Origin of the sequence: Alterotamlana spongicola (genome assembly GCF_035818475.1) — a bacterium.
Taxonomy (GTDB): Bacteria; Bacteroidota; Bacteroidia; order Flavobacteriales; family Flavobacteriaceae; genus Cognatitamlana.
The window spans coordinates 268,745-281,985 of the sequence record NZ_JAYMGV010000003.1; the positions used below are offsets into that span (position 1 = coordinate 268,745).

9 protein-coding genes are annotated in these 13,241 nt (G+C 36.4%); 6 read left to right on the forward strand and 3 right to left on the reverse strand.

Going from position 1 to position 13,241, the window contains the following annotated elements; all coding sequences use genetic code 11:
- Nucleotides 1–6: 6 nt before the first annotated feature.
- Together VOI54_RS15360 and VOI54_RS15365 are read left to right on the forward strand one after the other, a co-directional pair.
- On the forward strand, nucleotides 7–1,521 hold the full coding sequence (locus tag VOI54_RS15360; protein WP_326283953.1) for a sulfatase family protein: 1,515 nt from the start codon (nucleotides 7–9) through the stop codon (nucleotides 1,519–1,521).
- 160 nt (nucleotides 1,522–1,681) lie between these two features.
- Nucleotides 1,682–3,517: a sulfatase family protein gene (locus tag VOI54_RS15365; protein ID WP_326283954.1), complete on the forward strand. Its 1,836-nt coding sequence runs from the start codon at nucleotides 1,682–1,684 to the stop codon at nucleotides 3,515–3,517.
- 281 nt (nucleotides 3,518–3,798) lie between these two features.
- Here the strand turns inward: VOI54_RS15365 and VOI54_RS15370 are convergent, their stop codons facing one another.
- Nucleotides 3,799–4,686, reverse strand: coding sequence for a 3'(2'),5'-bisphosphate nucleotidase CysQ family protein (locus VOI54_RS15370; RefSeq protein ID WP_326283955.1), 888 nt, complete (start codon nucleotides 4,684–4,686; stop codon nucleotides 3,799–3,801).
- Nucleotides 4,687–4,706: 20 nt separating this feature from the next.
- Nucleotides 4,707–5,699, reverse strand: a complete 993-nt coding sequence (locus VOI54_RS15375) for an oxidoreductase family protein (RefSeq protein WP_326283956.1) — start codon at nucleotides 5,697–5,699, stop codon at nucleotides 4,707–4,709.
- Between the two features lie 321 nt (nucleotides 5,700–6,020).
- Here VOI54_RS15375 and VOI54_RS15380 point away from each other — a divergent pair, with 321 nt between their 5' ends.
- The 4 genes from VOI54_RS15380 (at nucleotide 6,021) to VOI54_RS15395 (ending at nucleotide 12,458) form a co-directional block, all read left to right on the forward strand.
- On the forward strand, nucleotides 6,021–8,849 hold the full coding sequence (locus VOI54_RS15380) for a sulfatase-like hydrolase/transferase (RefSeq protein ID WP_326283957.1): 2,829 nt from the start codon (nucleotides 6,021–6,023) through the stop codon (nucleotides 8,847–8,849).
- A 324-nt stretch (nucleotides 8,850–9,173) separates the two neighbouring features.
- Entirely contained in the window at nucleotides 9,174–10,625 is a 1,452-nt protein-coding gene (locus VOI54_RS15385; RefSeq protein ID WP_326283958.1) for a sulfatase family protein, read from the forward strand.
- A 40-nt stretch (nucleotides 10,626–10,665) separates the two neighbouring features.
- On the forward strand, nucleotides 10,666–12,156 hold the full coding sequence (locus VOI54_RS15390; RefSeq protein ID WP_326284068.1) for an arylsulfatase: 1,491 nt from the start codon (nucleotides 10,666–10,668) through the stop codon (nucleotides 12,154–12,156).
- On the forward strand, nucleotides 12,093–12,458 hold the full coding sequence (locus tag VOI54_RS15395) for a hypothetical protein (RefSeq protein ID WP_326283959.1): 366 nt from the start codon (nucleotides 12,093–12,095) through the stop codon (nucleotides 12,456–12,458). The genes VOI54_RS15390 and VOI54_RS15395 overlap by 64 nt, the downstream gene beginning before the upstream one ends.
- Before the next feature lie 158 nt (nucleotides 12,459–12,616).
- Here VOI54_RS15395 and VOI54_RS15400 read toward each other — a convergent pair whose 3' ends face one another.
- Nucleotides 12,617–13,195 carry a hypothetical protein gene (locus VOI54_RS15400; RefSeq protein ID WP_326283960.1) on the reverse strand — a complete coding sequence of 193 codons (579 nt, stop codon included), beginning with the start codon at nucleotides 13,193–13,195 and terminating at the stop codon, nucleotides 12,617–12,619.
- Nucleotides 13,196–13,241: the final 46 nt, after the last annotated feature.

The window sequence follows — 13,241 nt, forward strand, 5'->3', positions numbered from 1 at the left end:
TTATTTATGAAAAATAGAATATTAAATGTTGTTGCTTTATTACTTTGTGTGCTATCTAATATAAATGCTCAGACTTCCAAACCCAACATAATTATAATTTATGCAGATGATATGGGGTATGGTGATTTAAATTGTCAGAATCCTAATTCAAAAATACCTACACCAAACTTAGATCAATTGGCAGCAGAAGGGATGCGTTTTACAGACGCCCATAGTTCATCGGGAATTTGTTCTCCAAGTCGCTTTGCATTACTGACAGGAACATACCATTGGCGAAGAACTCATAATATTGTAAACGCCTTTGGTAAACCTATGTTTAACGATTCAGATGTTACTATTCCCGAGTTATTAAAAACCAAAGGATATGTGACAGCGGCCATAGGAAAATGGCATTTAGGTTGGGATTGGAAGTTTAATAGAGAACCTACAGGAGAGGTGTTACAATGGGGAAAGAAACGTAAGTTTTATAAGCCTGAAGATGTAGACTGGACTAATCCGATAAAAGGAGGGCCTTTGGGTCAGGGTTTTGACTATTATTTTGGAGATGGAACCATTAATTTTCCGCCATACGCATGGATAGAAAATGAAAATTTCGTCAAGTTACCCAATACTGATATGGATCCGAATAATGTGGGCTATGGTATAAACGAAGGAAGTTGGGAGTTCCGTCCCGGGCCTAAAGTAAAAGGCTGGAACCCCTATGAGGTATTACCAGCACTTACAAAAAAAACAGTGTCCTATATACAAAAACAAGAAAAGGACAAACCGTTTTTCTTGTATATGGCATTACCATCACCACATGCACCAATCATACCTAATGATGAATTTGTTGATAAATCTAAAGCAGGCCCCTATGGTGACTTCATGTTTCAAACCGATTGGGTTGTAGGCCAGATATTGAAAACACTAAAAGAAAAAGCATTGGACCAAAATACCATTGTAATTTTTAGTGCAGATAACGGACCGGAAAAATATGCTTTTACCAGAGCTGAAAAGTTTGACCATTATAGTATGGGAGATTTTAGGGGGTTAAAAAGAGACGTTTGGGAAGGAGGACATCATGTGCCTTTTATTGTAAAATGGCCAGGACATATTATGGAAGGCACGGTATCAAATGCATTGGTATCTCAAATAGATATTATGTCTACAATTGCGGAAATAACAAATACCCCAGTAAATACAAATGTAGCTCCTGATAGTAAGAGTTTTTTATCGGTTTTGAAAGATAAAAACAAAACAGGATATAGAGATGTTATTGTTCATAACACTTACAAAGACACTTGGGGGATTCGGGAAGGTAAGTGGTTATATATCAATAAAAAAACGGGACAGCATTCAAAGATGCCGGATTCGTTTAAAAAACTTAAAGGGTATAAAGATTTTAATACGGATAATTTACTATTCAACCTTGAAAAAGACCCTGAACAACGTGTGAATTTGTCTCTCCAGCACCCGGATAAAATAGCCAAAATGGAAAAGTTACTTAAACAGGAAATAAATAAAGGGTATTTGATAGATTAAAGAAATTATAAAGCCTCCTTAGGGCTATGCCATTTGTATTTAGTATTGTGGATTGGATGAGAGAAACATGAAAAAACTAATGCTCTAATTAGTAAGTTGGAATTTAATAAGAAAAAAGAAATTAAATATTATGAATGTATTCAAAACTAATAAAAAACTAATGAGTCGATACAGTTTAACCTTATTATTAGTTTTTTTTCTTATTGTTTCCAAGACGTTTTTTGGACAGAATCAGGAACGACCAAATATACTTTGGCTTACCAGTGAAGACAATAGTGCGGATTGGTTAGGTTGTTATGGTAATCCATTTGCTGAAACTCCTAACATTGATCATTTGGCCAGTGAAGGTTTTTTATATACAAATGCCTATGCAAATGCTCCTGTATGTGCAGCTCAAAGGAGTACATGGATTACTGGCATTTTGGCACTCTCCATGGGAACGCACAATATGAGGAGTTTTTATCGCATTCCCCATGATAGTATTAATTATTATCCGGATTTTTTAAATGAACAAGGGTATTATACTGGGAATTACAAAAAAACGGACTACAATATTAGTGGAAGAGATGGAACCGATTGCTGGGATAATTCCAGTTCAGAAGACTGGGAGGCGTTAAAAAATAACCAACCGTTCTTTCAAGTCATTAATCTAGGGAATTCTCACGAAAGTAGAGCTCAAGGCGATGTTGACCACACAAATCATGACCCTAATAAAACCATATTACGCAAATTCCACCCGGACGTACCCGATGTAAGAAAGAACTACGCAAAGTACTATGATGCCTTAAAACAAATGGATGTAGATGTTGGAGCCAAATTAAAAAAACTGGAAGACATGGGGTTGGCAGAAAATACTATTGTTATTTATGTTTCAGATCATGGTGGTGTATTGCCCAGAAGCAAACGGTTTTTATTTGCAAATAGTCTTCACTGCCCTTTAATTGTTAGAATACCAGAGCGCTATAAAGCATTATGGCCGGCTTCCAGATTGGGATCAAAGATAGATAGGATGGTTAGTTTTGCAGATATGCCTAAAACCTGGCTTAGTATTGCCGGAGCTTCCATTCCAAATTATATGCAGGGTAATATTTTTTTAGGTTCAAAAGCAGAAGCTGAAAAAGAATATCATTTCGCCTTTAGAGGGAGAATGGACGAACGGATAGATAATGCCCGGGCACTTTGTGATAAACGCTATCTGTACATTAGAAATTATATGCCTTATGTACCATGGATGCAACATTTAATGTACCTGTGGAAAATGAAAGCGACAAAAGCATGGGCTAAAGAAGTTGAAGAAGGGCGTGCAAATGAATTGCAATCTCGCTTTTTTAAACCTAAGCAATGGACCGAAGAGCTTTACGATATGCAGAACGATCCGGATTGTACAGAAAACTTAATAGCAAAACCAGCCTATCAAAAAGTGGCGTCTACTATGAAGACAGAACTACGAAAGGAACAAATTGAGGTTTATGATAGTGGCTTACTTCCGGAAACAGAAATGGTTCGTTTGGCAGCAGAACATAAAACAACAATTTTTGAAATGGTTCGTAACTCACAATTGTATGATGTTTCAGAATTGTTAAGTGCTGCAGACATAGCTTTAGAACAAAGCCCTGAGAATCTTAACAAACTGCATGAAATGTTGAACAATGAGCATCTGGGGGTGCGTTATTGGGGGTTAATAGGGTGCTTGCTGCTCAATAATGAAGCAGGTGGATTGAAAGTTATTGAAGATGAATCTCATGAAATACAAGCCATGGCAGCATACCTTTTAATTCGTTCAGGAAATAAAGAGTTAGGTTTAGCGATTTTAAAATCTCTAATGGAACAGTCATCATACGCCATGCTGTCCATACTTAATATTGTGGATTGGATGGGAGAATCTGGAAAAGAATTAATGCCTTTGATCAGTAAATTAGAGTTCAGTAAGAAAAATCAAAGCGAGTATAATTATATAATGAGAATGAAGGAGTATTTAATAAACAAGTTTAGTTAAAAACAATTCTATAAAATATTAGTATGATTAAAATGTTGGGAGTAAAAAAATGTATATATAGCAATGGGAGTTATGTTTATAATTACAGTGTGTAATTCTAACGAACATAAAATTGGTGCAAAAGGGAAGAGGTAATTTCCGTTTTTTCTCTCGGAAGAAAAACCAAACCGGTTGTTAAGTGTAGGAGTAAAACTAAATTGGCTATGCGTTTGGCACAAAATGAGTTATTTTACTCTTTAAATATACTAAACTAAAAGGTTTTGAATACTATGTGCAATATTCTAATAAAAATAAAGTTTAAACATCTTCTGGATGGATTCACTTAAATTAGTATTAGAGGCGAAAAGTATACCGGCTTCATTCATAAAAGTTGTATGGGGCTGATTTAGCTGAAGTGGATTTCCAAACATATCAGAGACAGAGGCCCCAATTTCTTTATAGATACAGGCCGTGGCCGCATAATCCCATGTACTGCCTCCTCCGGCAGTGTTTTTTGGAAAAGCAAAGAAACAGGAAGGAACGGTTTCCAGAGCAGAGCAGGCATTCATTACCGCACCATAAGAAGGGGTGGAATTTATTCCATTAGCATATTTACCTTTGACTGTTTTATTGAGTTCTGTTAGTACGTCCGAAAAGCAATCTAATGTCTCAAAGCTTCTGTTGAAATAAAACTGGAGCGGTTTTTTGTTATCTGCAGGAGGTAAATGCCAAGAGACTTCATTCTTATAAGCTCCTTTGTTTATTATAGCATGATATAAGTTTTGTGTTATAGGGTCATAAACAACACCAATTTGAGGTTCACCATTGGCTTTGACCAATGCTATGGAAACGGCGTATCCCGGAACAGATTCGGTAAAAGGTAATGTGCCGTCTAAAGGATCAATACACCAGAAAAAGTCCTTTGTCAATCGGTTTTTTGAGTTGTTGCTTTCTTCAGTTAGTATACCCAAATCGTATTGATCAATACTAGGTTGAAGTATATTTAAGATAAGTTCTTGACTTTTAAAATCAACTTCTGTTACCACTTGGGAGGCCTGACTATTTCCGCTTTCTTTTTTGAGAATGGTTATATGTTGATCCTTATAACTGCTAATTAAAGCTCCGGCAGACTTAGCAGCTTGAATGGCAAGTTTTGAAAGGGAGGTAAGATGATTGGGGTTTAAAGTCATGGTACTTCAATTGGCATAAATTATTGGTAGCGTTTTGGGCTTTTAAGCTGTTGGATAACCGCTCTTGAAAGTCTTTCGCTATAAGAATGTATTTTCCAATGTCCGGGGCTCCAGCCCTTAATGAACCTGTGAAAATCAGTCCAGGCAATAGGGTATAGTTGCCGCCATTCAAACTCTAGCTCATTGTAATTTATAGCTTTGCCATAAACGTTTAATGCATTATACAGTTCGTCAAAATAATAGTCCAAAAGCGCTTTTTCATGTTTTTCACAATCATCTTCATACATACAACTTCCCATAAAATAAGCAACATCTTTCATACCACAACCTCCCCCTATATATTGAAAATCTACGGCAGCAACCCGTTTTTCGTCTTCAGAAAAACAAAAATTGGCCAGTTTGGCATCACCGTGAACAAAGGTTTTGTATTTACATTTGTTTAATGTTTCATCAATTAAGGCCGCAGCATTTTTAAGAGGCAAATCACTTAATGCACCTAGCTCATCGGGTCTGGTATCCAGGTGCCAATATGTACCGGTCTGCCATAAACCTTCAGGGTTCCGTCCCATAAAGCAAGCGTGAAAATGGGCAAGCCACTTCAGGCATAATTTCATATCATGTAAATTGACAGAGGTCTTTCTAATTGGAAAACCGACATCATTTAAATCCTCTAGAAGGATTAGTGATTCATGATTCATATCCTCAATATGAATGCATTCAGGAACATAGCAAAACGTTTTACAGGATGCACTCCAGTTACGGTAAAATGTCATCTCAATGGCATAAGACTTGAGTTTTCTTTGATGAGATAAGTCTGTATTCCAACCTCTGGGATGTTGGCTCGTATTTGGCAACTTAATATGTTTGGCAACAATGCTTTTATATTGTGAGTTTTCAAGATAATATCTAATAATCTTTCCATACCCACTCCAAAGGGATTGAATGATTTCTTGCTTACCAATTCCTGAGGCTTTGGTATGGTTAAGAATTATGCTTTCAATGTGTTTGTCCATTAGAAACATTTAAATTTCCGGGTTTTTACAAATGTAAGCTTACTATTTTAATTTTTGGTATGAATTAGGGGTATGCGAAATCTTCAGTTTAGCAATTAATAAAATAGGTGAAAGTGAGAAAATTTTTAAAATAACGACTTAAAAACTTGTTTTTGAGGGGGTATCAACTTTGTTAAAAACCTTTAATGAGCCCATTTTAATTGGTTTGAATAGCTTTTGACGTAATTAAGAAGTAGTGCGTTTTTAAATCTTTACCAGTAATTTTGCTTTATCACCATAAGATTGAACCCCGATCTGGTTATTTTAAGTTTTAATATTTAGATGAAAAAGATTTTAATAGCACTTTTATTTGTTTGTTTGTTTTTAGGTGTGCAAGTAGCGTTCGCACAAAAGCCTAATATTATTGTTATTGTTGCAGACGACCTGGGAAATGCCGATGTGGGCTATCACAATCAATCTACAGATATCCCTACACCAAATATTGATTTGTTGGCACAAGGAGGCACGCAGTTTTCTGCTGGTTATGTCACCGCTCCGGTTTGTGGGCCTTCAAGAGCAGGATTGTTAACCGGTAGATACCAACAATCTTTTGGGTTTGAGGACAACCCGGGGCCTTTTAGAGCTAACCCCAGTGTTATAACCGGAATTCCTAATGAAATCCCAACGTTTGCGGAGTCCTTAAAGTCTTTAGGTTATGCAACGGGAATGGTAGGTAAATGGCATGTTGGAGGTGATGAACATGATGATTTTTATCCTACAAATAAGGGGTTTGATGAATTTTTTGGTTTTTTGGGAGGCGCTGCAAATTATTTTCCCGAAAATAATGAGGAAAACAAACTAATGAAAAATAATTCACCAGTAGCTTACGAAGGTGAATATCTAACCGATGCTTTTGGAAGGGAAGCCACTGATTTTATTGATCGCAATCAATCACAACCGTTCTTTTTGTACTTGCCTTTTAATGCGGTTCATGGCCCCATTCAGGCTCCCCAGGCAACCATAGATTTGTTTTCTAGTATTACTGATGAAAACCGGCGTAAAATGGTGGCGATGCAATATGAAATGGATGAAAATATTGGCCGGGTTTTACAAAAACTTGAAGATACAGGGTTAACTAATAATACACTTATTTTTTTTGTAAGCGATAATGGCGGTAAACCGGGAAGCAACTATTCCTTAAATACCCCATATTTTGGAGAAAAAGGGCAGTTGTATGAGGGTGGTATAAGGTTGCCATTTTGTATTAAATGGCCAGGTCATGTACCGGCTAATGTAATTTATGACAAACCGGTCAGCACAATAGATTTCTTGCCTACCGCAATAGTAGCCGCAGGAGGAACTATAGATGCCAGCAATGGCTTTCATGGAACTAATCTTATTCCATTTATTGATGGAACCAATAATACCGACCCTCATGAATTTTTATATTGGAAATTAGGAGATAAATGGGCCATTAGAGATGCCAACTGGAAACTGGTATTTAATGATGACTCTTCTACGCCTAAACTTTTTAATATATTAAGTGATAAGGAAGAAGCAATAGATTTATACCTAACAAATTCGGCAGAAGCAACAAGATTGCAAGATAAATTTAATGAATGGAGTACAACACTACCCGGGGTATTATGGGGGTGGAGAACTAGTATAGGTTCTTATGTTAGGCATCACGAATTTACGTTTGATAACATAGCCCTGCCCGGTTTTTTACCATATAAAAGCAATGTAACTGTTGCTATAACTGATAATCCGGATAAATCAGGTGTTAATACCTCCAATAAGGTGCTGAACATAACAAGGCTTAATACTAGTGCGCCAGATGAGGCCGGAGTAACAAACAAAGTATCTCAATTTCAAAGAAAAATGAGATATATGCATATGAAAGTATATAAAGAAAGGTTGAGCCCTGTAAAAATAACCATAGAAAAAGGCGGGGAAACACCAATGACACAATCAAGCATATCAGCCCAAACAAAAATTAACGAGTGGGAAGATTTGGTTTTTGATTTTGACACGTTTTCAGGAGCCGTAAATAGAATTACCATTCATCCCGATTTTGAAGTTGGAGCACTACACACCATGTATGTAGATGATATTATTTTTAGTGATGATCCAACTCCCAGAACCGTTCCTTTTTCAAACACCAGTCCCACTGGGCTTAACGCCCAATCTATTGAAGAAATACGGTTCTCCTTAACCTGGGATAAGCTGGACGGAGCTACGGATTACAATGTGTTTCAAGATGATATACTTATAGCAACGGCAAATACCGAAAAATTAGAAGTAAGTGGTTTAACCAGTAATCAAACCTACACATATACTATACAAGGGATAAGTGCTAATGGCCAGTTAACAAATTTAAGCGCTCCATTGAATGTTACTACTAATACCAGTGACCCCGATATGGTACTGGAAACCTTTGAAAATGAAACTACTCTGGAGTTTGTAAAGAATGGAAACGGTGTAGAAGTAGAAGTTGTAAGTAATAGTAATAAGGCCGGTGAAAATGATAGTAATAAGGTTTTAAAAATAACCATACCCAGCAGTGCACAAGTTTATGCTGGAACTTCTACCGAAGATTTTACACCTTTCAATAATAATTTTAAATACCTGCATTATAAAGTTTTTAAACCCAATACAAGTACTACAAGAGGTAAATTTGAAGATGCATCAAACTCAGCAAGTACCAAGGTGGTTAAGGAAAGTACGGTACCGTATTCTAATTCTGGCAAATGGCAAGATATGGTTTTTGATTTTTCAACTTACACAGGCTTACTCAATAAAATTACTTTTCAGGTAGATTATATTTCATCAAGATCAGGAACTGTTGAAGTGTTTATTGATGATATTTATTTATCAAACGATCCCGCACCTAGTACTGCAGCTTTGTCCGTAGCAGATAATAGATCACCCCAGAATATTGATTTTAAGGTTTTTCCAAACCCTGTAGAGGAGATTTTAAATATATCTTTTAAAGATCATATGCCAATCAGTATTGGTATTTATGATATACAGGGGCGAATGACTAAACAACTGGAGTCAAATAACGATTATAAAATTAGTATTCCGGTCTCTAGCTTAAAAAGTGGGATGTACCTTGTTAAAATAAAGACAACCCGCTTTACAACCTCAAAATTGTTTGTTAAGAAATAAAGCCTTTCTGGGAGTGATCAAAAAATAGGTCATATCGCCCTTTAATGAGCTGGATTTCTGACGTATTGGCTAGGCAATCAATCATCATCATAGAATCTTTTTTCTTCTTGTAATAACTAAAGCTCTTATTGAAAACCAGCTACGATTAGGTTGGAAACAATTTTAATTGATCAGTGGCGCTCTTAATTTGAGTTGTATAATGTTTATATAGTTTGATTTTAAAGATTCTGCTTCTTAAATTTGGAACTCTTATTTTAGCGTTATAGTATGCTTTCAAAGAAACTTAACTGAATAAAATATTAACCCTATAAACCAGATATTTTGATGACCAAAAAAACGATTCTATTTCTATGTTTTGCCATAATCGTAAATTTTTCACAGGCCCAAAACCGTAATCAGTCACAGCCCAATGTGGTTCTTGTATTTATTGATGATGAAGGATATGGCGATGTGGGATGTTACGGAGCCACAGGGTTTGAAACTCCTAATCTGGATCACATGGCCTCTCAAGGTATGAGGTTTACTAATTTTTATGCCGCACAACCGGTTTGTAGTGCATCCAGGGCGGGTATTTTAACAGGATGTTATCCAAATAGGATAGGCTTTTCAGGAGCCTTGTTTCCTCATCATGAGATTGGACTCAATACTAAGGAGTATACCATAGCCGAAATGTTTAAAGATCAGGGCTATGCCACGGCTTGTTTTGGTAAATGGCATTTGGGTTGGCAAAAAGAGTTTTTGCCTTTGCAACATGGTTTTGATGAGTATGTTGGAGTTCCCTATTCAAATGATATGTGGCCGCATAATAACGTTACGGGAGAAAAGTTGCCGGAAGGAAGTAGCCGGGCTGATATGCCGGAATTACCTTTAATAGAAGGTAACCATAAAATTGGAGAAATTACCAGCCTGAAAGATCAGGATAAATTAACAACACTTTATACAGAAAAAGCGGTTGATTTTATAAACAGAAAAGCAGATCAACCATTCTTTTTATATGTCCCGCACACTATGGCTCATATTCCGCTTGGGGTTTCAGATAAATTTAGAGGAAAAAGTAAGCAGGGGATGTATGGTGATGTTATGATGGAGGTAGATTGGTCGGTTGGAGAAATTGTTAAAGCATTGGAAAAGAACGGTGTTGCAGATAATACCATCTTTATTTTTACAACGGACAATGGACCCTGGTTAAATTTTGGAAACCATGGAGGTTCTGCAGGAGGGCTTCGTGAAGGGAAAGCCACCAGTTGGGAAGGCGGACAGCGTGTACCCTTTATTATTCAATGGCCGGAGAACATACCTGCCGGAACCGTATGTAGTAAATTAGCCTGTGCCATAGATTTGCTTCCTACATTAGCTACAGTTACTAAAGGCAAATTATCTGACAATACGATTGATGGTGTTGATATTTCCTCACTTTGGAAAGGTGATTTTAAATCAACTCCAAGAGAAACCATTCTTTATTATTTTGGAAAGAACAATTTAAATGGTGTGCGCAAAGGGAATTGGAAACTGGTATTACCGCATACCTGGAGCTCTTATGATGCCAAACCGGCAAACAATGGTGCAGGAGGCAAAAGAATTAAGAAAACCGTAAAGCAACCAGAATTATATAATATGATGCGTGATCCGGGAGAACAGTACAATGTCATAGCATATTACCCGGAAAAAGTTAAAGAGCTCATGGCTGTTGTAGATCAGGCAAGACAGGAATTAGGAGATCTAAACGTAGGTATAGAAAAAGGAACCGAAAACAGGGAAATAGGTCAACTAAAATAAAATACTTCACTTTAACTTTTATATAAGCAAATTATATGTGATGAATCTGAAAAATACCATTTTTATCGGACTGTTGGTACTAGTGTACAGTATTTCCAATTCCCAAAATATAGCAAAAGCCCAAAAGTTACCTAATGTTATTCTCATCTTAACTGATGACCAAGGTATTGGAGATCTGGGTTGCCATGGTAATCCTTGGCTTAAAACGCCTCACTTGGACAGGTTTTATAAACATGCAGTACGCATGACTGATTTTCATGTGAGTTCAGTATGTACACCAACACGAAGCGCTATTATGACCGGGCGTTACCCCATTAATAATGGAGCCTGGTCAACTTATAAAGGAAGGGACGCGCTATCCGGAAATGCAATGACCATGGCCGATGTTTTTAAGGCTAACGGGTATACTACCGGCATATTTGGTAAATGGCACTTAGGAGACAATTACCCTGTACGTCCTACCGATTGCGGGTTTGATGTAGCCGTTCATCATAAAGCCGGAGGTGTAGGGGAGCTGTCAGACTACTGGGGAAATACTTATTTTGATGACATTTATTGGGTAAATAATCAACCTACACAGTTTAAAGGGTATTGTACAGATGTTTGGTTTCAGGAAGCTATGCGGTTTATTGAAATCAATAAAGAGAAACCGTTTTTTGTATACCTGCCTACCAATGCCCCGCATGGTCCATTATATGTGGCAGAACAGTATGCGGAACCCTATAAATCCCTGGTTGGAAAACAAATCATAAGCGCTGAATTCTACGGGATGATTGCAAACATAGATGAGAACTTTGGAAAGCTAGAAGCTTTTCTTAAAAAGACAAAATTGGCCGATAATACTATTTTGATCTTTATGACTGACAACGGAACACATAATGGCTATAGTGCCAATGGAACATTAGGGCATAATCATGGTTTTAGAGGGCGAAAAGGAGGAAAGCAGGAAGGAAGCCATAGGGTACCGTTTTTTATGCGTTGGAAGGATGGCAAAATATCAGGAGGTAAAGATATTAATGAAGAAGCGGCGCATGTAGATTTGTTACCAACATTAGCTTCATTATGTGGTTTGGATATGCCAAAAGAAAAGAAGATAGACGGAGTGGATCTTTCCGGTTTGTTAACAAAAAAGGAGAAAGCCTTGAAAGACCGAACCATTTTTGTTCATAACCGTCAGGATTGGCGTCCCCCAACAGATGTGGATAAAACATGCATTATTAAAGATGATTGGAGATTGATAGATGGTAAAGGCTTATTTGATATTGAAAAAGACCGCCAGCAACGTCATGATGTATCAAAACAATACCCTGAAGTGGTTTCAGAGCTATTAAAACATAATCAGGTATTTGTAAAGAAAAGCAAAACCAATCTTGAGTATAATGAGTTTCCTGTAAGTGTTATTGGTAATAAAAAGCAAAATGAAGTTATCTTAACCATTCAGCACGCTATAGGTGAGGATAGAGGTATTTGGAAGGCAGAACAAGTAGCGGCAGGTATGAAAAATGTAACAATACCCACGCTATTGAAGTAGAAAAAGAAGGCGTCTATACTATTGAATGCAGGAGATGGCCTAAAGAATGCCCGGGACCGGTTTGGGGAATTCCCGAAAATAACCCTAAAAACTTTTATACCTATAAAACCATAAAACCTCAAAAAGTACGTATCCAAATAGCTAATCAAATACATGAAAAGGTAATTAGCGGAGATGAAGAAGCTATTGTTTTTTCTGTACGACTGTCTAAAGGCAAGACCTTGTTAGTTAATGACTTTATAGAAGGTAAAGAAAAGTATGGAGTCTATTATACCTATATCAGTTATGTCTCCAAAATATAACTGGTATAAAATGTCTTATTTGGAGTATTGTATGATTTACCAAAAATCAGATAATAGTATCTGAGAAATAAAAACACACAAATAAGGTTTTGTTAAGGAACGCTCAATAACGTATGATTTTATGTGAAGTTTTTATTTCTCAAATTGTAGTAACAACTTTATGTAATTATTTCGGTTAGATAAACAATTCCGAAAATCCAACCAACATAGAGTAGCGTGTAAATTAGCGAGTAAACTACTGAAAATCCAATGTCTCCTTTTGTGTCTTTTGATTTATTAAAAACAAATTTCAATGCTCTAAAGAAGACCCAATAAAGCATTGCTGAAATTATAAAAATCGAGAACCAAAAAACAGCTTCCAGTAGAACTAACAAAACAATAAATAATATTGTCATTCCAATCCATAATAGTATCGATAGTATCAGTCCGCCAATTCCATCTCCAACATCAATTTTTGGTAAATCGGGAAACTCTGCTGATTGAGTAAAAATATCTCCGCTTTTAAAATTCTGAAATTTAGGAAAATTATCTATCAGTCCAATTCCGATATATAGTCCGTAAGTCATAAACAAAAATAAGGCTATAGCGATAATTCCTAGTGACAAATACAGGTTTGAAGTCAAACTCCGATTATAATTTATCCCGGTAAAATACACCGTTAGAATTGTAATTCCGATTACGAATAAGGAAACTATAAAAACAGATTTTCCTTTTAAGTAGGTTTGTTTTGCTTTCAATTCAAAGTATTTTTAGCATAAAGGAGGATTTGTTTATAAAAAGTAA